A 24,819-nucleotide genomic window follows, 5' to 3' on the forward strand; every position below is an offset into this window, starting at 1 on the left:
TCGGCGCGTCGCCGCCCACGGCGACCGATCCGACCTGGATCTTCCGGCTGACCCTGCGCTCGGCGAGCTTGGCCGGTACGGACGGCATTCCTAGCGAAATCGCAGTCATCTGGTTCGTAACCCCAAGGTGTGTGCGTGGCAGGAGATCAGCGGACTCCGATCTCCGAGATTACGGCACCGGCCATGGCCTCAGCACACCGCGCTCCTGAAGTCCACCCAAAGGTGAACTTCAGGACATCTCGCGTCATCAGGAGATTTTCACGGGGTTCACGACGTCCGCCACCAGGACGAGCAGCGTGAAGCAGATGAAAACTCCGGCGATCACATAGGCGACCGGCATCATCTTCGCCACATCGAACGGTCCGGGGTCGGGCCGCCGGACCAGCCGGGCGGTGTGGCGCCGGATGGACTCCCACAGCGCGCCCGCGATGTGACCGCCGTCCAGCGGCAGCAGCGGCAGCATGTTGAACAGGAACAGCGAGAGGTTGAACCCGGCCACCAGGAAGAGCATGGTCGCGATCCGCTGAGAGGGCGGGATGTCGAGGCTGGCGACCTCGCCGCCGACCCGGGCCGCGCCCACGACGCCCATCGGGGAGTCCGCCTTGCGCTCGCCGTCCCCGAAGGCCGCGTTCCACAGGTCCGGGACCTTGGAGGGCAGGGCGATCATCGAGTCGATGCCGTCCTCGACCATGTTGCCCATACGGTCCACGGACTGCCCGAAGGACTGCTGGACCACTCCGTTGGCCGGGGTGAAGCCGAGGAAGCCGGCGGTGACGAACTGGCCCTCGACATAGCCGCCGTTCCCGTCGGACTTGGCGACCTGGTTCTCTATGAGGTTGGCGTGCAGGGTCTTGCGGACGCCGTCCCGCTCGACGGTGATCGTGGCGGGGCCGGTGGTCTCGCGGATGTCCTGCTGGAGGGCGCCCCAGTCCGGGGTGGGGCGGCCGTTGAAGGCGACGATCTTGTCCCGGGGCTGCAGACCGGCGGCCTTGGCCGGGGAGTCCTTGGCGCCCTTGGGGCACTTGTCGGTGGAGGCCGAGGCCGCGACCACGCACTGGGAGACCGTGCCCACATTGGTGGTCTGGGTGTTGACGCCGAAGCTCATCATCACCCCGAGGAAGATCACCACCGCGAGGATCAGGTTCATGAAGGGCCCGGCGAACATGACGATCACGCGCTTCCACGGCTTGCGCGTGTAGAACAGGCGCTTGTCGTCACCGGGCTGGAGCTCCTCGAAGGCGGCCGACCGGGCGTCCTCGATCATGCCGCGCCACGGTGAGGTGGAGCGCGCGGCGATCTTTCCGTCGTCGCCCGGCGGGAACATCCCGATCATGCGGATATAGCCGCCGAACGGAACCGCCTTGACGCCGTACTCGGTCTCGCCCTTCTTCCGGGAGAAGATGGTCGGCCCGAAGCCGACCATGTACTGGGGCACCCGGATGCCGAAGAGCTTGGCCGTGGAGAGGTGGCCGAGCTCATGCCAGGCGATGGAGATCAGCAGGCCGACGGCGAACACCACTATGCCGAGGACCGTCATCAGTGTCGTCATGCGCGAGCCTCCGGGGTCGCCTTCGCCGCTCTGGCGGCCAGTTCCGTTGCGCGGGCGCGGGCCCATGTCTCGGCCTCGAGGACGTCCGCGACGGTGAGCCGGGTTCCCTCGGCCGGGGTGCCGTGCTCGGACACCACCTCCGCGACCGTATCGACGATTCCGTTGAACGGCAGCTTTCCGTCAAGGAAGGCGTCCACGCACTCCTCGTTCGCCGCGTTGAAGACGGCCGGGGCGGTGCCGCCGAGGTCGCCGACGTGGCGGGCGAGGCCGACGGAGGGGAACGCCTCGGTGTCCAGGGGGAAGAACTCCCAGGTGTGGGCCTTGGTCCAGTCGCAGCCGGGCGCGGCGTCCGGCACCCGCTCGGGCCAGCCGAGGCCGAGCGCGATGGGCATCCGCATATCGGGCGGGCTCGCCTGGGCGAGCGTCGAGCCATCGGTGAATTCAACCATCGAGTGGATATACGACTGAGGGTGGACCACCACCTCAATCCGCTCGAAGGGAATGTCGTAGAGCAGGTGGGCCTCGATGACCTCCAGGCCCTTGTTGACGAGGGTCGCGGAGTTGATCGTGACCACCGGGCCCATGTCCCAGGTGGGGTGGGCCAGCGCCTGCTCCGGGGTGACCGAGGCCAGCTCCCGCTTGGTCCGGCCGCGGAACGGACCGCCGGAGGCGGTGACCACCAGCTTGCGGACCTCCTCGCGGGCGCCGCCGAGCAGCGCCTGGAAGAGCGCGGAGTGCTCGGAGTCGACGGGGACGATCTGCCCGGGTTTGGCCACGGCCTTGACCAGGGGGCCGCCGACGATGAGCGATTCCTTGTTGGCCAGCGCCAGCACCCGGCCCGCCTCCAGGGCGGCCAGGGTGGGTGCCAGGCCGATGGAGCCGGTGATGCCGTTGAGCACGGTGTGGCACTGGGAGCGGGCGAGCTCGGTGGCCGCGTCGGGCCCCGCCAGGATCTCGGGGAGCGGCTCACCGGCGCCGTAGAGCGCGCTCAGCGCCTGGCGCACCTCGGCCACCGCCTCCGGCCGGGCGACCGCGACCCTGTCCACCCGCAGCCGGTGGGCCTGCTCGGCGAGGAGCCCGGCCCGGCCCCCGGCGGCGGACAGGCCGGTCACGCGGAAGCGGCCGGGATTGCGCAGCACCACGTCGATGGCCTGGGTGCCGATCGAACCTGTGGAGCCCAGGATCACGATGTCGCGCACGCTCGCCGCGGCGGTGGCCGCCGGAACGCGCAGATGCGGGTCAGCCAGGGAATCCGTCATCCCCCCATTGTGGGGGCAAGGGATGACGGCTCGGTGACAAGCCCCGGGATCCGGTGATCGCGGATCCCGGGGGCCCGTCGGCACGTGCTCCGGCGGCCTCTCGGCGGCTCCTCAGTGGATGGGCCGGTGGACGTTCCGCCTGGCGGTCGGGCCGGGGGTGGCGTCGGCGATCCAGGGGCCGTCGCCGCTGGGGTCGATCACGCCGTGCTCGAGCCACTCGTACGTGCCGGAGAGCACCCCGGAGACCACCTTGCGGTCGAGTTCGTCGGTGTTGGTCCACAGCCGTCCGAAGAGCTCCTCGGCGCGGATCCTGGCCTGCCGGCAGAACGCGTCGGCCAACTGGTAGGCGGCGACGCCGTGGTCGCCGCGGGAGCGCAGCATCTCGGCCCGTACGCAGGCCGCGCTCATCGCGAACAGCTCCGCGCCGATATCGACGATCCGGCTGAGGAAGCCCTGCTTGGTCTCCATCCGGCCCTGCCAGCGGGACATGGCGTAGAACGTGGAGCGGGCCAGCTTGCGCGCCGAGCGCTCCACATAGCGCAGATGCGGGGAGAGGTCCGGGTGGCCGGAGACAAGGGGCTGCGCGGAGCGCTTCCGTTGAGGGTGGCGGTGGGCGACGGGCGGGCGGAACTCCGGGTAGGCGCGGGGCAGTTGGCCGGGGCCGGTGAGCAGGCCGGGCAGCCAGCGGGCGTAGAAGCCACCGGCCTTGGCGGCCGCCTTGCCCTTGTCCTGGAGGGACTTGTCGGGGTCGATGAGGTCGCCCGCCACCGACAGATGGGCGTCCACGGCCTCGCGGGCGATGAGGAGATGCATGATCTCGGTCGAGCCCTCGAAGATCCGGTTGATGCGCAGATCGCGGAGCATCTGCTCGGCGGGGACGGCCCGCTCCCCGCGGGCGGCCAGCGAGGCCGCGGTCTCATAGCCCCGGCCGCCGCGGATCTGGACCAGTTCGTCGGCCATCAGCCAGGCCATCTCGCTGCCGTAGAGCTTGGCGAGCGCCGCCTCGATGCGGATGTCGTTGCGGTCCTCGTCGGCCATCTGGGAGGCGAGGTCGATGACGGCCTCCAGGGCGAAGGTGGTCGCCGCGATGAAGGAGATCTTGGCGCCGACGGCCTCGTGCTCGGCGATGGGCTTGCCCCACTGCTCACGGGCGGCGGACCATTCGCGGGCGATTTTCAGACACCACTTCCCGGCGCCCGCGCACATCGCGGGCAGCGACAGCCGTCCGGTGTTGAGCGTGGTCAGCGCGATCTTGAGGCCGGCGCCCTCGGGGCCGATCCGGTTGGCGGCGGGGACGCGGACCCGGTGGAGGCGGGTGACGCCGTTCTCCAGACCGCGCAGCCCCATGAAGGCGTTGCGGTTCTCCACGGTGACGCCCTCGGCGGCGGTCTCGACGACGAAGGCGGTGATGCCGCCCTTGCGGCCCTCGGAGCGCGGCACCCGGGCCATCACCACCAGCAGATCGGCGACCACGCCGTTGGTGGTCCACAGCTTGACGCCGTCCAGCAGGTAGTCGTCGCCGTCGGGCACGGCGGTGGTGGCGAGGCGGGCCGGGTCGGAGCCCACGTCCGGCTCGGTGAGCAGGAAGGCCGAGATGTCGGTGCGGGCGCAGCGCGGCAGGAAGCGGTCCTTCTGCTCCTGGGTGCCGAAGAGCTTCAGCGGCTGCGGTACGCCGATGGACTGGTGGGCGGAGAGCAGGGCGCCGATCGCCGGGCTGACGGAGCCGGCCAGGGCGAGGGCCTTGTTGTAGTAGACCTGGGTGAGGCCGAGCCCTCCGTACTTGGTGTCGATCTTCATCCCGAGCGCGCCGAGCTCCTTGAGCCCCTTGATGGTCTCGTCGGGGATCTGCGCCTCGCGCTCGATACGGGCGGCGTCGACCCGCGTCTCGCAGAACTCCTGGAGCTTGGCGAGGAAGGTCTCACCTCGGCGGACGTCGTCCGGGGCGGGGGCGGGGTGGGGATGGATCAGATCGAGTCGGAAGCGGCCGAGGAAGAGCTCCTTGGCGAAGCTGGGCTTGTGCCATAGCTGTTCGCGTGCGGCCTCGGCGACCTGGCGCGCTTCACGCTCGGACACCGGCCTGACGGAGGATGCGGTCATCGGTGCTCCCTTGCCGCGACGATCTCGTGACATTACCGGCACGTACCGCTGCCAGTGTGCCTCCGGTCCGACGGGACGGCAAAGCGGGAGGAGGCCGGGATCCGGGGGTTCGGGAAGGATCTCCGCGGCGGCGGACCCGGCGGGGGTACCGAGGGAGATAAATGTCGAGTTGAAGCGCTTCGATAACGCTTCGATGGCCTCTGGACAGCCCTTGTGCTGCGGGTTTAGGGTCAATCCGCATGACCAGATGGAAGAGTCTCGGCCATGCGTCGAAGCGCTTCACTGACGATCCCCCGGATGGAGTCCCCCGCATGGTCACCCTCGCCGAGGTCGCCCGCCACGCCGGAGTCTCCGCCAGCACGGTGAGCTACGTCCTCAGCGGCAAGCGGTCCATCTCCGCTCCCACCCGCGAGCGCGTCGAGCACAGCATCAAGGAGCTCGGCTACCACCCCAACGCCGGAGCCCGCGCCCTGGCCAGCAGCCGCTCCAACATCCTGGCGCTCATGGTGCCACTGCGGACGGACATGTATGTGCCGGTGATGATGGAGATCGCCATCGCGGTCGCCACCACCGCCCGCTCCCACGGCTATGACGTCCTGCTGCTCACCGGCGAGGAGGGCCCGACGGCGGTGCGCCGGGTGACCGGCAGCGGGCTCGCCGACGCCATGATCGTGATGGATGTGGAGCTGGAGGACGAGCGGCTGCCGCTGCTGCACGCCGCCCGCCAGCCCACCGTGCTGATCGGGCTGCCCGCCGACACCGTCGGCCTGACCTGCGTCGATCTGGACTTCACCGCCACCGGTGCGCTGTGCGCCGAGCATCTGGCGGACCTCGGCCACCGGGAGATCGCCGTCGTGGGCGAGGCCCCGGCCGTCTATGAGCGCCACACCGGCTTCGCCGAGCGGACCCTGGAGGGGCTGCGCCGCCGCGCCGCCGGGCTGGGGGTGCGGCTGCTGCACCGGCCGTGCGAGGGCAGCTACGAGTCCATGGACGGCACCCTCTCCCGGATCTTCGACGAGCGGCCCGGCACCACCGGCTTCGTGGTGCAGAACGAGGCGGCCATCGATCCGCTGCTCAGCCTGTTGCGCCGGCAGGGGCGCGCGGTGCCCGAGGACGTCTCGGTGGTCGCCATATGCCCCGAGCAGGTGGCCACCCAGGCGTCGGTGCGGCTCACCTCGGTGGCCATCCCCGCGCAGGAGATGGGACGGCGCGCCGTGGAACTGGCGGTGGCGAAGCTGGCGGGCGGCGCCCCCGAGGAGCAGGTGACCCTGCTCGCCCCGGAGCTGACCGTACGGGCCAGCTCGGGCCCGGCGCCCGGCACGTCCTGACGCGATCTCGCCGGGCCGATGGCGTACCGCCGCCGGGTGGCCGGGCGGCGGCGGTACGCGGGGGTCAGCTCGCGCTCACTCCGAAGCTGTTGGTGCGGAAGTCCAGACCGCCGGCCGAGGAGGTGATCTCATAGCCGAACTGGACGTCGCCGATGGTCACATCGCCGAACCAGCCCTTGGTGTTCTTGATCCAGTTCACGATGGGCTTGATGTCCACGGAGCCGGAGGTGGAGTTCGCGGTGCGGATGAACGAGAAGACCTCATTGGCCCCGTTGCTGCCCTTGTAGACGCTCCAGGTGTGGCCGCCGAGGGTGACATTGCCCTGGGCGGTGCCGAGCGGGCCGACCGGGCCGGTCTTGTTGACCCACAGCATGATCTCGTAGTCGTAGTTGGAGTCCCAGATGTCGTACGAGGTGTTGTACGCGCCCGAGGACGGCACGGTGACGTTGTAGGTGCTGGTCAGCGTGGAGATGGCGCTGATCTTCCTGCCGACGACCTTCTTGGCGTTGGGGTAGGACTTGATGCCGCCGGTGTTCGGGTGGTTGGCCCACACTCCCCAGTCGCTGTAAGAGTTGGCCCAGATGGTCTGGGCTCCGGCGCCGGAGCCCCAGATGTTGTTGTAGAGGGTGTAGCCGCCGTTGGACCAGGTGCCCCACTGGTCCGAGGAGGACCAGGTGGCGGCCTGGGCGGGAGCGGCGGCGAAGCCGATCAGCGCGAGTAACGCGATCAGCGGGGTCAGGAAGAGTGTTCGAGCGGCTCGTTGCACGGGACCTTCCCTTTCGGATGAGGGATTCGGGCTGAGCTTCAGGTGCGGGATTCGGGCCGAGCTTCAGGTAAGGGATTCGGGCGGAGCCAGGACCACGACCGCGAAGCGGTCCAGCCGGACGCTGGTGTGGTGCGCGCGCCCGGTGAGCAGATCCGTCCGCGCGGACGGAGCGGACGGGAGGGGGACGACCGCCGGGGTGCGGCCGTGGTTGAGCAGGAAGAGATACGGGCCGCGCCGCACCGCCTCGACGCCCTCGGGGAGGCCGGGCAGCGCGGGTGCCAGCCCCGCCTCCTCGGCGGCGCGGCCGAGCAGGGCACGCAGGGCGGCGGGTTCGGGGAGGGTGGAGACGTACCAGGCGGTGCCGGTGCCGTAGGGGTTGCGGGTGACGGCGGGGCGGCCGTCGAGTTCACCGCCCTTGATCCGGGCGACCGGTTCGGCGGTGGACGGCTCCAGGTCCTCGGACCAGAGGGTGTCGTGGAACGCGCCCAGCCAGGCGCCCTCGGCGGTGAGCGTCTCGTCCTCGTCCAGCGGCCACCACTCGTGGACCGTACGGATGCCCAGGAGCCCGCGGAGGCGGCGGTCCACCCCGCCGGGGCGCACCCGGTCGTCCTCGTCGGCGACTCCGGTGAAGAAGCCGCAGACGAGGGTCCCGCCGCCGCGTACGTACGCCGCGAGGTTGTCCAGCGCCTCGTCGGTGAGCAGATACAGCTGGGGGACGGCGACGAGGGCGTAGTCGGTGAGGTCGGCGTGCGGATGGGCGAAGTCGGTGGTGAGGTTCCGCTCCCACAGGGCCTGGTGCCAGGCGCGCAGCAGTCGCTCGTAGGAGACCAGGGAGGAGGGGCGGCCGTCCTGGACGGTGGCCCACCAGGAGTGCCAGTCGTGCAGTATCGCGGCCCGCGCGGGGACGTCCGTGCCCACGACCGGGGCCAGTTCGCGCAGCTCGGCGCCGAGTTCGCGCACCCGGGCGAAGGTGTGGCTGTGCTCACCGGCGTGCGGGACCATCCCGGAGTGGAACTTCTCGCCGCCCTGCCGGGACTGCCGCCACTGGAAGAAGCAGACCGCGTCGGCGCCGCGCGCGACGGCCTGGAGGGACCACAGCCGCATCAGCCCGTGCGGCTTGGGGTGGTTGACGCCGCGCCAGTTGACCGGCCCCGCGGCCTGCTCCATGAGGACCCAGGGGCCGCCCGCCTGGGAGCGGGTCAGGTCCTGGACCAGCGCGCCGTAGGCGGCCGCGTGCGGGTCCTTGGGGTCGGGGTAGAGGTCGACCGAGACCACGTCCTCCTCCGCCGCCCACGCCCAGCCGTCCTGGCCGATGAACAGCGGCATGAAGTTGGTGGTCACGGGGATGTGCGGAGTGCGGGCGGCCAGTGCGTCGCGTTCGGCGGTGAAGCACTCCAGCAGGGCGTCGCTGGTGAAGCGGCGGAAGTCCAGCGCCTGACCGGGGTTGATCAGGTACTGGGCGCGGCGCGGCGGGATGACCTCCTCCCAGGAGTCGTAGCGCTGGCTCCAGAAGGCCGTCCCCCACGCCTCGTTGAGGGCGTCCAGATCGCCGTACCGCGTGCGCAGCCAGCGGCGGAAGTGCCGGGCGGTCTCGTCGCACCAGCAGTGGGTGCCGTACTCGTTGCCGACGTGCCACATCCGCAGGGCCGGATGGCCGCCGTAGCGGTCCGCCAGGTCCTCGGTGATGCGCAGGGCGTGGTCGCGGTAGACGGGGGACGAGGCGCAGAACTGGTTCCGTGCGCCGTACCAGACGACCGCGCCGTTCTCGTCGCGCGGCAGGGTCTCGGGATGGCGGGAGCCCATCCAGGGCGGCGGGGAGGCGGTCGGGGAGGCCAGGCACACCTCGATCCCGCCCTCGTGGAGCAGGTCCAGGACCCGGTCCAGCCAGTCGAAGTCCCGTGCGCCGGGGCGGGGTTCGAGCCGGGCCCAGGAGAAGACGCCGACGGTGACGGTGGTGACGCCCGCCCGGCGCATCAGCCGGATGTCGTCGTGCCAGACGCTCTCGGGCCACTGCTCGGGGTTGTAGTCGCCGCCGTAGAGGACGCGGCCGCGGGTGGCGTCGTTCAGGTCGGGCATACCGGCTCCCGTCTCGGGTCGGCTGGGTACGGGGGCGACCGGCGTCAGCCCTTGACGGCGCCGGTGAGCATGCCCTTGGTGAAGTGCTTCTGGACGAAGGGGTAGAGCACCGCGACCGGGATCAGGGCGAGCACCATGACGGCCATCTGCACGGCCAGTCCGGGGATCTGCTGGGTGGAGATCATCTGGGACATGCCCTGGGGCGCCTGCTGCTTGATCACCAGCTGGCGCAGGATCATCTGCAGCGGCCACTTGTCCTGATCGTTGAGGTAGAGCATGGCGTTGAACCACTGGCTCCAGTAGCCGACCGCGTAGAAGAGCGAGACCACGGCGATCACGGCCTTCGACAGCGGCAGCACGATGCGGAACAGGATCCGCCAGTCCCCCGCGCCGTCGATCCGGGCGCTGTCGATCAGCTCGGGCGCGATGTTCTGGAAGAACGCCCGCAGCACCAGGACATTGAAGACCGAGACGGCCCCGGGCAGGATCATCGACCAGTAGCTGCCCTCCAGGCCGACGCCGGTGACCAGCAGATACGTGGGGATGAGACCGGCGTTGAAGAACATGGTGACCAGCAGCACCAGCAGGATCGGCCGGTGCAGGAAGGACCCCGGGCGGGACAGGCCGTAGGCGCACAGGACCGAGACGACGGTGCTGATCACGGTGCCCACGGCGGTGAGCGCGAGGCTGACGAGCGTGGCCCGGGTCACCGTGCCGCCGCTCAGCAGCTCGGTGTAGGCCCGGAAGGTGATCGTCCTGGGGACGATCACCAGTCCCCCGGCGTCGGTGATGGTCCTCTGGTCGGAGAGGCTGGTGACGATCACCACCCACAGCGGGCCGAGGATCGCCAGACACACCCCGGCCAGGGTGGCCCCCTTGAGCCCCTGGCCGACCCTGCCGGGCTCCTCCTCCCACACCGGGCGCCGCTCGTCGCGCCGCCGACGCGGGGGCGGGGGCGGGGCAGCGGGCCCGGTCGGGGCCGCGGTCCGCTCGGTCACGGTCATTTCCGGTAAACCCCCTGCTCGCCGAGCATATGGGCGACTTTGTTGGCGATCAGCACCAGCACCAGGCTGAAGGCGCCCTTGATCAGACCGCCCGCGGCGGCGATCCCGTAGTCGGTGTTGGCGATGCCGACCCACCACACATAGGTGTCGAAGACCTCCGAGGCGCCGGGCCCCACCGCGTCGCGCTGGAGCAGGATCTGCTCGAAGCCGACGGTCAGCGAGTCGCCGACGCGCAGCACCAGCAGCAGGGCGACCACGGGGCGCAGCGCGGGCAGCGTGACGTGCCACATCCGGCGCCGGCGGTTCGCGCCGTCCACGGCCGCGGCCTCGTAGAGGTCCTGGTTGACGGCGGAGAGCGCGGCCAGGAAGACGATCACGCCCCAGCCCGCGTCCTTCCACACCAGCTGGGCGGTGATCAGGAATTTGAAGACGCCCGGGTCGGTCATCAGGTCGAAGCCCTCGTGGCCGTGGGCGCGCAGCTGCTGGGCGAGCAGTCCGGCGCCGCCGAGCATCTGCTGGAAGATCGTGATCACCAGCACCCAGGAGAAGAAGTGCGGCAGGTACAGGATCGACTGCACCAGGCCGCGGACCTTGTCGCTGAGCACGCTGTTGAGCAGCAGCGCCAGCGCGATGGGCACCGGGAAGAACAGCACCAGCTGGATGAAGGTGATGGAGAGGGTGTTGGCGAAGGCGTCCCAGAAGCGGCTGTCCTCGAAGAGGAGGGTGAAGTTGTCGAGGCCGACCCAGGGGCTGGTCCACAGCCCCGACGTGAACGGGTCGTAGTCCTTGAAGGCGACCGTGGTCCAGAGCAGCGGGACGTACGTGAAGAGCAGGAGCAGGCCGACGGCGGGGGCGACCATCAGCAGCAGGGTGCGGTCGCGGCGCAGCCGGTGCCACCAGCCGGTGCGGGCGGTCGGGGTGCCGGGGCCCCGCTGGGCCATCAGGCGCCGCCGCCGTTCTCGTCGAGGAGCCCCGCATACCAGTCGCGGAGCCGGTCGCCGCCGCCGCTGCGCCAGTCGCTGATGGCCCGCTGGGCGTCCTTGATCGACTTACGGCCGCGGGTGACGTCCTTGGCGAGGTCCTCGAACGGCGTGTAGAGCGAGGCGTACCGATTGGGCTCCTGGATCTGCATTCCGTAGAAGAGCGGTTTCCTGGCGAACTCGCACATCCGCCGCATCCAGCCGCAGTAGTCCTCGACCATCCGCGGGAAGTCCGGATAGGCGACGCTCGCCTGCGGGGAGACGATGAAGCGGTAGGTGTCCTGGACGTCACGGACTCCTGTGGCGTTCTTGACCGGTACGCCCTTCTTCATGTCGTGGTGCACGCCTTCGACGCCGTAGTCGATGAGGCGCTGCTCCTTGGTGCCGAAGGGCGCGGCGATGAAGTTCGCGAGGGCGAGGATTTCCTCGATCTGATCCTTGGAGAGGTTCTTGTTGAGGAAGGACCAGATCTGGGCGGGCGGGTCGAGATAGATGACCGGGTCACCGCCGTCGGGGCCGAACCAGTCCATTCCTTGAATCTTGAATTCGGGGTTGGGACCGGCCTGTTCGAAGGTGGCGCCGTACCACTTGGCGTCGCCGTCGTTGTAGAGGAGGGTCTGCCCGGAGGTGAAGCGGGTCAGCGCGTCATTGGCCTTGCCCGCGACCGCGTCGGGGTGGACATAGCCCCCGGCGAAGAGCTTGCGGCACCATTCGAGGGCCTCGAGGTAGTTCTCGGTCTCGACCTTGTGGACCAGCTTGCCGTTCTTCTCGGTCCAGTAGTACGGCTTCTCCCCGGGGCAGCCGAAGAACCGCTGCGCCGACCACCACATGTCGTCGCAGGCCCATACCTTGCTCTTGGGCCGGGTGATCTCCTTGGCCAGGGCGAGGAATTCCGCCGGGCTCCTGGGGACGTGATAGCCCTCCTTGGAGAAGATGTCCTCGCGGTAGTACGGAATGACGCTTGTCAGCGGACGGGAGGGCATCGGCAGCCCGCGGAGCTTGCCGCCGAAGACGGACATCTGCCAGGCGGCGGTGGGAATGGCGGCGAGGTTCGGATATTTCTTGACCTGGTCACCGGAGAGATACGGGCCCAGATCGGCGAATTTGGCGCTGACCGCGCCATGGATTCGCCCGCCCATCTCCCAGAGCGGAATCATCACGATATCGGCGATGTCTCCGGAGGCGAGGACGGCGCCGAGCTTCTCGCCGTAGGTGTTGCCGTCCTGCGGCTGGAGCTTGACCGTGGCGCCGAGCGCGTCGTTGACCGCCTTGTAGTAGGCGTTGTTCTTGGGCGGCGGGGTGCCCCAGAGGGGTTCGAACATCGTGTAGCCGCCGCCGTGGCCGGGCTTGCCCTTCACGGAGGCGACCAGTTCGGCGGCGGGCGGGGCCTTGGTGTAGCCGGGGCTGGAGCCGTTGACGCTGGGGATGTCCGGGGCCGCCACCTTCGAGGCCACATAGGTCGGCAGCAGGTTCTTCAGCTCCTTGCCCGAGGTGGTGCCGCCCTTGCCGGAGCCCTCCTCGGTGGAGCAGCCGGTGAGCAGCGGAACCCCTCCCGCGACAGCCGCCGCGGCAACCGCCGTGGAGGCCAGGAAGGTTCTCCGGCTGGGAGGGGAAGTGGAGGCCGAAGCCTGGGAGTTCGGCATTGCGTCAACCCTTCGTGGCGTGCCCGCCGTACGACTGATGGTCGAATTGGCCGAGATTGATCGAAGATTGGTCGAAGCGCTTCGATATGCGCTGAGATTAAGACGGGGGGTGGGGCCGCGCAAGAGTGGTGGCGCAAGGTGCCGGTGGGTCGCGCTTCCGTGGAGCCTTGACAGGGCGGGCATGGTGCACCCAGCATCGAAGCGCTTCGAATCGACGTCGATTCGACATCGGGAACCGGAGAAGAGGGGCCGTATCCGTGAGCGATGACGGTGATCTGATCACGCGTCCGCCCTTTCGCGATCCGCCCTTCCGCGATCCACGGCTGCCGGTGCGTACCCGCGTCGAGGATCTGCTGGCCCGGCTCACACCGGATGAGCGGATCGCGATGCTCCACCAGTACGCACCCGGAGTGGAGCGGCTCGGCCTCGCGCCCTTCCGCACCGGGCAGGAGGCGCTGCACGGCGTCGCCTGGATGGGCCCGGCGACCGTCTTCCCCCAGGCCGTGGGGCTCGGCGCGACCTGGAACCCGGAGCTGGTGCGGCGCGTCGGCGAGGCGGTCGGCCGCGAGGCACGGGCCATGCGCGCACGCGATCCGAGGGTGGGCCTCAATGTGTGGTCGCCGACGGTGAACCTGCTGCGCGATCCGCGCTGGGGCCGCAACGAGGAGGGGTACGCCGAGGATCCGTACCTCACCTCGGCCCTGGCCACGGCCTACACCCGCGGGCTGCGCGGCGATCACCCGGACCGTTGGCGCACCGCGCCGGTCCTCAAGCACTGGCTGGCCCACAACAACGAGACCGACCGGGACACCACCTCCTCCTCGGTGCGGCCGCGGGTGCTCCACGAATACGATCTGGCGGCCTTCCGCGGGGCGGTGCGGGCGGGTGCGGTGGCCGGGGTGATGCCCGCGTACAACCTGGTCAACGGGCGGCCCAACCACGTCTCCCCGTATCTGCGCGAGCACCTGCGCACCTGGACCGACCAGGAGCTGGTGGTCTGCTCCGACGCGGGCGCGCCGTCCAATCTGGTCGACTCCGAGCACTACTTCGACACCCATGAGGAGGCCGTCGCCGCGGCCCTGCGCGCGGGTGTGGACAGCTTCACCGACCACGACCAGGACGCGTCGAAGACGATCGCGCGGGTCCGGGGCGCGCTGGCACGCGGGCTGATCGACGTGTCCACGGTCGACACGGCGGTGCGGCGGCTGCTGGGGATGCGGTGTGCGCTGGGCGAGTTCGACGGGCCCGGCGGGCAACCAGAGGCATCCGACGGTGCCTTCGACACCCCGGCCCATCGCGCGCTCGCCCTGGAGGCCGCCGAACAGGCCGTCGTCCTGCTCACCAACGACGGTCTGCTGCCCCTCTCCGAGAGCGCCGTCCGCACCCTCGCGGTCGTCGGTCCGCTCGCCGACGAGTGCAAGCTGGACTGGTACAGCGGCAGTCTGATCCGCCGCGGTTCGCCGCGCGAGGCGCTGGCCGAGCGGCTCGGCGCGGACCGGGTGGTGTTCGCGGACGGCCTGGACACCGTACGGCTGCGCACGGCGGCCGGCTGGGTGCGGGTGCCGGACGCGGCGGCCGAGGACGAGGGTCCCGCGGAGGCGGCGGGCTCGCTCAACCCCGCGCATACGGCGGGCCGTACCGATCTGCCGCCGCTGACCATCGGCGACACCCCCACCGATCTGTACCTGGCCGACTGGGGCGGCGGGGTGCTCACCCTGCGCGCGCCCTCCGGCCGCTGGCTGACCGTGGCCGAGGACGGCTTCGTCCGCGCGGCGGCGGAGCAGCCCGGCGGCTGGGTGGTCCAGGAGACGTTCACGCTCGAAGCGCACCCCGACGGACACCTCCTCAGGCACCTGGGGACGGGTGGCTACGTCTGTGTCGCCGCGGGCGCGCTGAAGGTTGCCGAACGCGGCGGCGGCGAGGAGGGGACCGGGACCGTCTTCCGGCTGGTGGTCGTCGAGTGCGGCGAGGACGCGGTGGCCCGCGCCGCCGCGCGGGCGGACGCCGTGGTGGTCGTGGCGGGCAACGACCCGCACATCGGCGGCCGGGAGACCGAGGACCGCACCACCCTCGCCCTGCCCGACCGGCAGCGGCGGCTGTGGCGCGCGGCCCACGCCGCCAATCCGCGGACCGCGCTGGTGCTGACCTCGAGCTATCCGTACGCGGTCGCGGAGGCGGCCGACGCGCTGCCCGCGCTGCTGTGGACGGCCCACGGCGGCCAGGCGGCGGGCCCGGCGCTGGCCCGGGTGCTGTTCGGGGACGTCTCACCGGCGGGGCGGCTGCCGCAGACCTGGTACGCCTCCGACCACGAGCTGCCCGATCCGCTCGACTACGACATCATCGCCTCGCGCGCCACCTATCTGTACTTCGACGGCGCCCCGCTCTTCCCCTTCGGGCACGGCCTGTCGTACACCGCCTTCGGCTACGGCGAGCTGTCCGTGCGGCGGGAGGCGGGGCTGACCGTGGAGTGCGAGGTCACCAACTCCGGTCCGTGCGACGGCGAGGAGGTCGTGCAGATCTACGCGAGCGCGCCGGGGTCACGGGTCCCGCTGCCGCACCGGCGGCTCATCGCCCACCGCAGGGTGCGGCTGCGCCGGGGCGAGCGGGCGCGGCTGTTCTTCACCGTGCCGGTCGAGGACGCGCTGGGCTTCTGGGACGTGGCGCACGGCCGCTGGACCGTCGACCCGGGGACGTACGAGATCCACGCGGGCGCGTCCAGCGCGGACCTCCGCGCCACCGCCACCGTGACCGTCGAGGGCCCGCCGCCCGCACCGCGCCCGGTGCTGCGGCGCGGTCTGGAGGCCGCGGACTACGACGCGGCGGACGGGATCGTGCTGGTGGACCGCGCCAAGGTCCGCGGGGACGCGGTGGCCTGCCGTGACGGCGCGGTCGGCCGGCTGCTCTTCCGCGGCTGCGACTTCGGCGCGGGGGCGATGTCGATGACGGTCGAGGCCGCGTACGACTCCGCCGAGGCGGGGGACGGAGTGACGGTTGGCGGAACGGTTGCGGGGGACGGCACGACGGTTGACGGGACAGTCGCGGGGGACGGCGCGAGGGTTGGCGGGACGGTTGCGGGGGACGGCGCGATGGTCGAGGCGCACCTCGCCGACGGCACCACCCTGGTCACCGCCGCCGTCCCGCCCACCGGCGGCCGCTACGTCTACACCACGGTCCGCGCCGCCCTGCCCACGCCGCCGACCGGCGTGCAGGACCTGCACATCACGCTGCGCGGCGGCGGTCTGAGACTGGCCCGTCTCGGCTTCTCCGGTTGAGGGTCCGGAGTGGCCGGGACGGGTCAACCCCATGCGTTCCGCATACGCCGGGCCCCACCGCGCGGCGGGGCCCGGCGGTGGGTGGATCAGAGGTCGAGGCCGGTGAGGACCATGACCCGCTCGTAGGTGTAGTCCTCCATCGCGTACCGCACGCCCTCGCGGCCGACGCCGGACCGCTTGGCGCCGCCGTAGGGCATCTGGTCAGCGCGGTACGAGGGCACATCGCCGATGATCACGCCGCCGACCTCCAGCGCGCGGTGGGCGCGGAAGGCGGTCCGCACCTCGCGGGTGAAGACGCCCGCCTGCAGGCCGTACTTGGAGTCGTTGACGGCCGCGAACGCCTCGTCCTCGTCCGCCACCTTGTGCAGGGTGAGCACCGGTCCGAAGATCTCCTCGCAGGAGAGGGTGACGTCCGCGGGGACGTCCGCGAGCACGGTCGGGGCGTAGCTCGAGCCCTCGCGCTTGCCGCCGGTGAGCAGCTTCGCACCGGCCCGGACGGCCTCGTCGACCCAGGACTCGACGCGCTTGGCGGCGTCCTCGCTGATCAGCGGGCCGACATCGGTGGCGTCCTCGGTCGGGTCGCCGGTGGCCTGCGCCTCGACGGCCGCGACGATCTTCGGCACGAGCTCCTCGTAGACGGACGCGTCCGCGATCACCCGCTGCACGGAGATGCAGGACTGTCCGCCCTGGTAGTTGGAGAAGGTGCCGATGCGGGTGGCCGCCCAGTCGAGGTCGGCCTCGGCGGCGTAGTCCGACAGGACGACCGCGGCACCGTTGCCACCGAGTTCCAGGGTGCAGTGCTTGAGCGGCACCGACTCCTTGATCGCGTAGCCGACCTTCTCCGAACCGGTGAAGGAGATGACCGGCAGCCGCTCGTCCTGGACCAGCGCGGGCATCCGGTCGTTGGGCACCGTAAGGACGCTCCAGGAGCCCGCCGGGAGCTCGGTCTCGGCCAGCAGCTCGCCGAGGATCAGCGCGGACAGCGGGGTCGCGGGCGCCGGCTTGAGGATGATCGGCGTGCCGACGGCGATCGCCGGGGCGACCTTGTGGGCGCTGAGGTTCAGCGGGAAGTTGAACGGCGCGATGCCGAGGACGGTGCCGCGCGGGAAGCGGCGGGTCAGCGCGAGCCGCCCGGTGCCACCGGCGTCGGTGTCCAGCCGCTGGGCGTCCCCGCTGTTGAACCGGCGGGCCTCCTCGGACGCGAGCCGGAAGACGGACACGGCGCGGCCCACCTCGCCGCGCGCCCACTTGATCGGCTTGCCGTTCTCGTCCGAGATCAGCCGGGCGATCTCCTCGCCGCGCTCGGCGAGACGGCGCGACACATGGTCCAGCGCGGCGGCCCGGACGTGCGCGGGGGTCGCGGCGAACTCCTCACGCACCGCGTCGGCCGCGGCGACGGCCTCCTCGATCTGCGCATCGGTGGGAACGCTCACCACGCCGACGCGGCGGCCGTCCCAGGGCGAGGTGACCTCGAGCGTGCTCTCGCCCGTCGCCTTACGGCCGGCGAGCCAGAACGCGTGGGTGACAGCTTCGTGTGTGTCTGGCACAGCGGATCCCGACCCTTCTGAAGTGGTGTCTCTCCTCCCACCGTAGGCGCGCCCCGCCTGCTCGGCGTTTGTCCGAGGCGTAGCAGTCGGACGCGCGGGCGCTACGCAATGGCGTGCCGGAATGGGGAGGGATCGGGAGGAGGGGGTTGTGGTCGGTGGATGAGGTTGTGGTCGGTGGACGGGAAGCGGTGACCGCGATCGGGAAGCGGCGGCCCGGGGCGGCGGCTCGGGGGCGGCGGCGGGCGCTTCAGGCCGAGGTGCCCGGGGCCGTGGCCTTGAGGGCCAGCCACAGCTCCATGCGGACGTCCGGATCGTCCAGGGAGCGGCCCAGGATCTCCTCGACGCGGCGCATCCGGTAGCGCAGGGTGTGCCGGTGGACGCCGAGGTCGGCGGCGGCCGCGTCCCACTGGCCGTGCCGGGAGAGCCAGGCGCGCAGCGAGGCGACCAGATCGCCCCGGCCGGTGGCGTCGTGCTCGTGCAGGGCGCGCAGCATGCCGTCGGCGAACGCCCGGACGGCGTCGTCGGCGAGCAGGGGCAGTACGGAACCCGCCGCGACCTGCTCGTGCTCGACCAGCATCCGGCCGCGGCGGCGCGCCACCGACAGCGCCTGCTCCGCCTGGCGGTAGGCGGCCGCGGCGGCGATGGGGCCCGCGGGGGCGGACAGCCCGATGACGAGTTCGTCGCCGCGGGGCGCGGCGACCGCGGCGCGGTCGCGGGGGCGGGCCTTCGTACCCCGGCGGGCCTCGACGGCCCGGGCGTGCTCGGCGCACGCCGCGACCGCCGCCCCGCCGTCGGGGGCCAGCACGATGAGCCGCTCGCCGTCGGGCACGACCAGCACCGACTCGCCGATACGGGCCGCGGCCGCCTCCATGGTGTCGATGAGGGTGCCGAGGGGGTCGGCCGCCTCGGCTTCACCCGCGGCCGTGGTGGTGGTTTCCGTGGGGCGTTCCGCGGGGGCGTCGTCCGCGGCCGAGGGCGCCAGATGGGTCTGCTGGGCCGTAGCACCGGACGGCACCTCGGCGACCAGCATCCGGAACGGCGCGTCGAGCAGCCCGCCGTACAGCCGCCCGGCGACCGCCCGCGCGTGGTCGGGCTCACCCGCGAGCAGCATCCGCAGCACGGCGGCGCCGAGCCGCTGCTCGGCCTCCTGGAGGGCGCGGGAACGCTCGGTGGTCAGGGTCAGCAGCGCGACCGCGGAGTGCACGGCGTAGCGCTCGGCGGTGCCCAGCGGCGCGGCCGTACCGACGGCGAGCACACCACGCATACGGCGCCCCGTGCCCAGCGACTGGAGCTCGACCCGGTCGGCGACGGCCGTGTCCTCGGCCGGTTCCGCGCCCGTGGCCCCGGCCGGCCCGCAGCCCCCGCCGACCACGATGCTCGCCGGGCCGGGACGGGAGCGCAGCCGCTCGACGTCGGCGGTGAGCCGGGCGGCGCGGCGGGCGGCCCAGTCCGGTGCGGCGGCGACCACGGCGCCGGAGACGTCGTAGAGCGCGGCCCAGCCGTCGACGTGGGCGGCGAGCCGGCCGAGCAGCGCGGTGGGCCCCTCGGCGCCGATGGCGGCACGGGTCAGCTCGCGCTGCGCCTCGAACCCGGCCGTCACGGCCCGGTACTGGTCGGCGGCTATCGCCGCGGAGACGGCCTTGCTGATCGCGATGAAGGGGGTACGGCGAGGCACGCCGAGCAGCGGCAGCCCCTCCTCCTTGGCCGCCGTGGCGAGCGCGGGCGGCACCTCGGCGTAGTTGACGCCGAGCGCGAAGCCGAGCCCGACCACGCCCGCGCCCACCAGCCGCCGCACATAGCGGCTCATCTCCTCCGGGTCATCGGCCTCGATCTGCATCGCGGTGATCAGGAGCAGCTCGCCGCCGTCCATATAGGGCACGGGGTCGGCCAGCTCGCTGACATGCGCCCAGCGCACGGGCGTCTCCAGCCGGTCCTCGCCCGCGAGGACGGACAGCTTGAGACCGGGGTGGCGGACGAGTGAGGCGAGCGTGGGAGGCATGGCACCTTCGAAGCGAATGCGACGGCTTGCGACGACTTCACCGCCCCGTATGAACGGCTACTGCCGATTCTGCCTCAATGGAGGAAAACGCGGAATTGACGGCCTGATTTCGCCATGGGTATGGCCGTGAGGCTGCGGTTCCGGTTGCCCCGGCCCGCCTTGAGCGGGGGCTACCGGGGCCACCCGGGCCGAGCAACCGATGACTGAGGACCGGCCGGAACGGCGGCCGATCACCCGCGCAGATCCACCAGCACCGGCGGCCCGCCCTCGCCCCTTACGGAGGTCACCGACAGCACCGCATGCCCCGGGGGAACCGCATGGGCCAGCTCCGAGGCGGACCAGCGCTCGCGCTCCACCGTCCGTACGGTCACCGACTGGGTGGTCACCGCCTTGCCGGTGGCGACCTTACGGATGAAGTGCAGCACCTTGGTCAGCGGCTCCTCGGCGATGATCTGCCGGTCGGTGACGTCCCGGGTCTCGACCCACTCCGTCCCCCACACCTCGGCGAACCGCGCCCCGTCCCAGGTCGTCACCCCGGCACAGGCCATCCGGCAGCCGACCGCGCCGAGCAGCGCGCTGCGCAGCGACTCGGGCACGTCGTCGAGGGTGCGGAGGGTGAGCACGGCGCCCGCGTGGGCGGAACGGAGCCGCTGGATACCGCGCAGGGCCTCGGGCGTGACGGTGTGCGAGGCGTCATCGAGGACCAGGCAGGCGAACAGCGAACGGTCGGCGCGGCCCACGGCGCACTCGGTGAACTGCGCCAGAACCAGCCGCGCGAGCATCCGCGACGCCTCCGCGTGGCCCCGCTCGGGCAGGTCGATACGGACCCGGAGGGGGTGTTCGAGGGCGCGGAGGGAGAACGGGCGGCGGTCGCCCGTGGTGTCGAAGAAATCGGCGAACGCGGGCCGGTCCAGCAGCGCGATCCGGTCCGCGAGCAGCGCGCCCACGTCCCCGGGCGCGCCCGACTGCCGGACCCGCGCCTCCAGCTCGCGGGCCTGCGCCCGCTCCCCCGCCTCGTCCAGCGCCTCACGCAGCGCGTTGACGGCCGTCTTGGAACCGTCCAGCAGCTCCCGCAGATCCGGGACGGAGGGGAAGCGGCCGTGGGCGGCACGGTAGGGGCCGAGCAGCTGGGCCAGCGCGGTGGCGGCGCGCCGGCTGTCCCCGCCCGGCAGCGAGGCGGCCATGTCGCCGATCAGGGCCTCGGCGAGGATGCCCGCGGCCTCGTCGGGGTCGGTGGTGCCGCCGTAGAGGTCGAGGTCGTAGCCGGAGTCGGGCCGGCCGATCTTCACGACGACGTCGAACGCCTCATCCGCCCCGAGCCCGGCCCCCGCCGCCCCGACCGCCACGACGGCGACCTGCCCGGCGAGCGCCTGCAGACACAGCGACTCCACGACGGGCCGCACCACCCGCCCCGTCTTCCCCGAACCGGGCGGCCCGACGGCCAGCAGCGAGGTGCCGAGCACCTCGGGATCAAGGGCAAGACCGACGCCGCGGTGCTGGTAAGGATTGCGGGAATCCTCGGCGGCGGTGCCGAGGCGGACCTGATGGGCGAGGAGATCATGCCGCGCGGTCCGGGCCGGCAGATCCCGCGCCCCGGACGGATGGCCGTAGGAGGCGGCGCCGTGGCGCAGCACGGTGTCGGTGAACGAGGCGAGCGAATTCCTCCCCGCGCGCACGGACTGCCAGGCGCGGTCGATCCGGGCGTGGTCGACGTCATTCATCGCCCCCGCCCGCGCGTCCGCCGCCAACCGATCAGCCGCACTGTGCCCCCCCGCGGCCCGCAACTGCGGCCACTCCACCGGATCCCCCTCCGGCCGCCCCGCGGCCACCGCCTCAGGAGCGGGCTCATCCCAGGCCCGCCGGAAGAGGGGCGCGACATAACGACGCCAGACCTCGGGCCAGTGGCCGACGCGCCCGAAGATCACGGCGAGGACGGCGAGAACAATGCCGATGTAGATGCGCTGGGACCACCAGCCCGCCTGTGTGTTGCCTCCGCGCTCGTACCACGAGTCCGGGGTCAGCAGATACATGGGCCACAGCCAGTAGCCGCCCAGGTATCCGTTCCAGAGCAGCGACCAGACCAGCCAGCCGCAGAGGAGAGCGACCAAGGCCCCGCTGAGCAGCCGCCGCCCTGGAATCCGGTCCGGCTCCTCCGGCGCCTTCGGCTTGTGCTCGTACGTCCACACCCCCGGCGCCGCCTCGGACCGCGGGGCGCGCAGCCAGGTGACGAAGGACGGGCGGGCGGCGGGCCCGGAGACAGGGGGGACGCCAGGGGCCGGCGCCGGAGGGACGCCGGGGGACGCCGGGGGCGCGGTCGGCGGCATGGGCGGCGGGGCGACCGGGTTCCTCGATGCCGATCCGGGAGCATCGACGGGCGGCCAGGCGGCTTGTGACGGGGCGGTCTCCGGAGGAGGGGTGTCCGTGCCGTTCGGGTGCCACGGTCCGCCCGAACCCTGTGAGGAGGACCCGTCTGCCGCAGACCGGGGCGTGGCGGGCTCCTCCGCCGACGCAGGCGGGTACTCCGGCGCGCGCGGCGGCTGCGGCCGGACTCCTGAGGCTGCCGAAGGCGGGGATTGCGGGGGTGGGGGTGGGGGCGGGTTGTGGCGTGTGCTGCGTGGGTCGAACGTGCCCTCGGTGTCCATGTGCTGCCCCTTGCCCCCTGACCGGCTGTTCCTCGGCTTTCGCGCCATCGCTCAATCTAGTGTTCCCGCGCGGGGAGTTCAGCGACCCGGGCGGGCCCGTCTCACTCACGCGATCCGTAAGGCTGCCGTCGGGCTATGGCCGCCGCGGACAAGGAAACACGCGCAGTGCTCCCGAACGGAACATGCCTCATCCCTCGCCACGCCCATAGCCTGCGACTAAAACCCCTGTTCTTTCCCCTGGAGCCCGTCATGACCGAACTGTCCGGAGGCCCGGCCCTCCCCCAGGAGCGTCGCGTCGTCACCGCCATTCCCGGCCCGAAGTCGCGGGAGCTGCTCGCCCGTAAGAACGCGGCGGTCGCCAGTGGGGTGGGGAGTGTGCTGCCGGTCTTCACCGTGCGCGCGGGCGGCGGTGTGATCGAGGACGTGGACGGCAACTCGCTGATCGACTTCGGTTCCGGTATCGCCGTGACCTCCGTCGGCTCCTCCGCGGAGGCCGTCGTGCGCCGGGCGTCCGCGCAGCTGGCGGACTTCACGCACACCTGTTTCATGGTCACGCCGTACGAGGGCTATGTGGAGGTCTGCGAGGAGCTGGCCCGGCTCACGCCCGGCGACCACGCCAAGAAGTCGGCGCTGTTCAACTCGGGCGCCGAGGCGGTGGAGAACGCGGTGAAGATCGCCCGTTCGTACACCAAGCGCCAGGCGGTCGTCGTCTTCGACCACGGCTACCACGGCCGGACCAACCTCACCATGGCGCTCACCGCCAAGAACATGCCGTACAAGCACGGCTTCGGCCCCTTCGCGCCCGAGGTGTACCGCGTTCCGCTCGCCTACCCCTACCGCTGGCTGACCGGTCCGGAGAACTGCGCCGAGGAGGCCGCGGCCCAGGCCATCGACATGATCAGCAAGCAGATCGGGGCGGAGAACGTGGCCGCGATCATCATCGAGCCGATCCTCGGCGAGGGCGGCTTCATCGAGCCCGCCAAGGGCTTCCTGCCCAGGATCGCGGAGTTCGCCAAGTCCCACGGCATCGTCTTCGTCGCGGACGAGATCCAGTCCGGCTTCTGCCGCACCGGCCAGTGGTTCGCCTGTGAGGACGAGGGCATCGTCCCGGACCTGATCACCACCGCCAAGGGCATCGCGGGCGGTCTGCCGCTGGCCGCCGTCACCGGCCGCGCGGAGATCATGGACGCGGCGCACTCCGGCGGTCTCGGCGGCACCTACGGCGGAAACCCGGTGGCGTGCGCGGCGGCGCTCGGCGCGATCGAGACGATGCGCGAGCTGGACCTCAACGCCAGGGCCAAGCGCATCGAGGAGGTCATGAAGGGCCGCCTCGCCGCGATGCGGGAGAAGTACGACATCATCGGCGACCTCCGCGGCCGCGGCGCCATGATCGCCATCGAACTCGTGAAGGCCGGCACCAAGGACCCCGACCCCGAGGTCACCGCCGCCGTCGCCAAGGCGTGCCACTCGGCCGGCCTGCTGGTGCTGACCTGCGGAACCTACGGCAATGTGCTGCGTTTCCTGCCGCCGCTGGTGATCGGCGAGGACCTTCTGAACGAGGGTCTCGACGTCCTCGAGAGCGCCTTCGCCGAGCTGTGACCGTGAGTGATCCATGGGTGGCGTGAAGAAGATGTGCGGGGCCGATGACAGGTGGGTGATCGGTCTGTCCGGCGGGGCTTCGCTGCCGTACGGTCATTGCAGATGAGAGAAACACCCCGCTCGCAGGGGACTGCGGGCGATGCCTGGCCGGTGCTTCCCCAGCCCCGACCCGGCTGTGCCCTCGCGCACACCACTGGAGCCTCCGGCTCCGGATCTCCTCACCGATCGGACGGCCGCCCGCCCCAAACCCCCCGGGGCGCGCGGCACACCGATCGCCACGGCGGCCCCGGAACCACCCCCCCTGTTCCGGGGCCGCCGACTGTTCACTCCCCTTCCGCGCCACGGGCGCCCTTTCTCACGCCCCTCGCGCTCCTCACGCCCCTCGCACTGATCGCGCTGCTCGCGCTGTGCACCTGGCAGATCGCCGCCCACGGCCCCCTGCGCACCTACGACGAACGGCTCGGCCGCGCGATCGCCGGCTCGGCGCTCCCCTCCCCCGTCGCCGAGTTCCTCGCCGACCTCGGCAATACGGCGGTGGCGGTCCCCGTCCTGGCCGTCGCCCTCGGCTGGGCGGCATGGTGCGCCCGGCGCGCGGAAGCGCCGCGCTGGTGGCTGCCGCCGCTGGCCGCCGCGGTGGCGATGGCGGCGGTTCCGGCGCTGGTGGTTCCGTTCAAGGCACTGATCGACCGTCCCGGCCCGCCCGGCCCGCTGGCGGACGAGACCGGATTCTTCCCCTCCGGCCATGCCGCGACGGCCGCCGTCGCCTACGGCGCGGCGGCGCTGCTGCTCCACCCTCTGCTGTGCCCGCGGCTCCGGCGGCCCCTCCTGGTGGCCTTCGCCGTGCTCAACCTCGCCGTGGCCGCCGGGCTGGTCCGGCGCGGCTACCACTGGCCGCTGGACACCGTCGCAAGCTGGTGTCTGTCCGGCCTGCTGCTGTGGACGGTGCTCAGGGTCGGCCGATTGAGCCACAGCGGCCGGGGGTCCGGTCCCGGCCCGGGGAAACCGTGGTCACCCCGGGCCGCGCCGAGCGACCCGGGGTGACCACGGCGCGGGGCTCC

General features: G+C 71.8%; 15 protein-coding genes. 4 read left to right on the forward strand and 11 right to left on the reverse strand.

Annotated features, from left to right (window positions below; translation table 11 throughout):
* Positions 1–247: 247 nt before the first annotated feature.
* The 3 genes from JK364_RS12595 to JK364_RS12605 form a co-directional block, all read right to left on the reverse strand.
* Positions 248–1,549, reverse strand: coding sequence for a M50 family metallopeptidase (locus tag JK364_RS12595; protein WP_201850766.1), 1,302 nt, complete (start codon positions 1,547–1,549; stop codon positions 248–250).
* A complete protein-coding gene (gene dxr / locus JK364_RS12600; RefSeq protein WP_201850768.1) occupies positions 1,546–2,808 on the reverse strand; it encodes a 1-deoxy-D-xylulose-5-phosphate reductoisomerase in 1,263 nt (420 codons plus the stop codon). Before dxr ends, JK364_RS12595 begins: the two co-directional genes overlap by 4 nt.
* Before the next feature lie 111 nt (positions 2,809–2,919).
* Positions 2,920–4,905 (reverse strand): acyl-CoA dehydrogenase family protein, encoded by a 1,986-nt coding sequence (locus tag JK364_RS12605; protein WP_201850770.1) that lies wholly within the window; start codon positions 4,903–4,905, stop codon positions 2,920–2,922.
* A 311-nt stretch (positions 4,906–5,216) separates the two neighbouring features.
* Between JK364_RS12605 and JK364_RS12610 the strand changes: the two genes are divergently transcribed.
* Positions 5,217–6,233: a LacI family DNA-binding transcriptional regulator gene (locus JK364_RS12610; protein ID WP_201850772.1), complete on the forward strand. Its 1,017-nt coding sequence runs from the start codon at positions 5,217–5,219 to the stop codon at positions 6,231–6,233.
* Between the two features lie 64 nt (positions 6,234–6,297).
* Here the strand turns inward: JK364_RS12610 and JK364_RS12615 are convergent, their stop codons facing one another.
* The 5 genes from JK364_RS12615 to JK364_RS12635 all read right to left on the reverse strand — a co-directional run bounded on the left by JK364_RS12615 (position 6,298) and on the right by JK364_RS12635 (position 12,702).
* Positions 6,298–6,999, reverse strand: coding sequence for a glycoside hydrolase family 12 protein (locus tag JK364_RS12615; RefSeq protein WP_201850774.1), 702 nt, complete (start codon positions 6,997–6,999; stop codon positions 6,298–6,300).
* A 63-nt stretch (positions 7,000–7,062) separates the two neighbouring features.
* Positions 7,063–9,075, reverse strand: coding sequence for a beta-galactosidase (locus tag JK364_RS12620; RefSeq protein ID WP_201850776.1), 2,013 nt, complete (start codon positions 9,073–9,075; stop codon positions 7,063–7,065).
* 44 nt (positions 9,076–9,119) lie between these two features.
* Positions 9,120–10,079 (reverse strand): carbohydrate ABC transporter permease, encoded by a 960-nt coding sequence (locus tag JK364_RS12625; RefSeq protein WP_201850777.1) that lies wholly within the window; start codon positions 10,077–10,079, stop codon positions 9,120–9,122.
* Complete coding sequence (locus JK364_RS12630; RefSeq protein WP_230991873.1) at positions 10,076–11,020, reverse strand: ABC transporter permease; 945 nt, start codon at positions 11,018–11,020, stop codon at positions 10,076–10,078. Before JK364_RS12630 ends, JK364_RS12625 begins: the two co-directional genes overlap by 4 nt.
* The gene (locus tag JK364_RS12635; RefSeq protein ID WP_201850778.1) at positions 11,020–12,702 is read right to left on the reverse strand and encodes an extracellular solute-binding protein; all 1,683 of its coding nucleotides are present in this window, start codon (positions 12,700–12,702) and stop codon (positions 11,020–11,022) included. The genes JK364_RS12630 and JK364_RS12635 overlap by 1 nt, the downstream gene beginning before the upstream one ends.
* Before the next feature lie 257 nt (positions 12,703–12,959).
* Between JK364_RS12635 and JK364_RS12640 the strand changes: the two genes are divergently transcribed.
* Positions 12,960–15,974 carry a glycoside hydrolase family 3 C-terminal domain-containing protein gene (locus JK364_RS12640; protein ID WP_201850779.1) on the forward strand — a complete coding sequence of 1,005 codons (3,015 nt, stop codon included), beginning with the start codon at positions 12,960–12,962 and terminating at the stop codon, positions 15,972–15,974.
* Between the two features lie 86 nt (positions 15,975–16,060).
* Here JK364_RS12640 and JK364_RS12645 read toward each other — a convergent pair whose 3' ends face one another.
* The 3 genes from JK364_RS12645 to JK364_RS12655 form a co-directional block, all read right to left on the reverse strand.
* Entirely contained in the window at positions 16,061–17,521 is a 1,461-nt protein-coding gene (locus tag JK364_RS12645; RefSeq protein ID WP_201850780.1) for an aldehyde dehydrogenase family protein, read from the reverse strand.
* Between the two features lie 247 nt (positions 17,522–17,768).
* Positions 17,769–19,520 (reverse strand): PucR family transcriptional regulator, encoded by a 1,752-nt coding sequence (locus JK364_RS12650; RefSeq protein ID WP_201850781.1) that lies wholly within the window; start codon positions 19,518–19,520, stop codon positions 17,769–17,771.
* A 230-nt stretch (positions 19,521–19,750) separates the two neighbouring features.
* The gene (locus JK364_RS12655; protein ID WP_201850782.1) at positions 19,751–21,844 is read right to left on the reverse strand and encodes a type IV secretory system conjugative DNA transfer family protein; all 2,094 of its coding nucleotides are present in this window, start codon (positions 21,842–21,844) and stop codon (positions 19,751–19,753) included.
* A gap of 567 nt (positions 21,845–22,411) precedes the next feature.
* Between JK364_RS12655 and gabT the strand changes: the two genes are divergently transcribed.
* Together gabT and JK364_RS12665 are read left to right on the forward strand one after the other, a co-directional pair.
* On the forward strand, positions 22,412–23,761 hold the full coding sequence (gene gabT, locus JK364_RS12660) for a 4-aminobutyrate--2-oxoglutarate transaminase (protein WP_201850783.1): 1,350 nt from the start codon (positions 22,412–22,414) through the stop codon (positions 23,759–23,761).
* A gap of 102 nt (positions 23,762–23,863) precedes the next feature.
* Positions 23,864–24,802: a phosphatase PAP2 family protein gene (locus JK364_RS12665; RefSeq protein WP_201850785.1), complete on the forward strand. Its 939-nt coding sequence runs from the start codon at positions 23,864–23,866 to the stop codon at positions 24,800–24,802.
* Positions 24,803–24,819: the final 17 nt, after the last annotated feature.

It is taken from the genome of Streptomyces endocoffeicus, from assembly GCF_016741935.1.
Taxonomy (GTDB): domain Bacteria; phylum Actinomycetota; class Actinomycetes; order Streptomycetales; family Streptomycetaceae; genus Streptomyces; species Streptomyces endocoffeicus.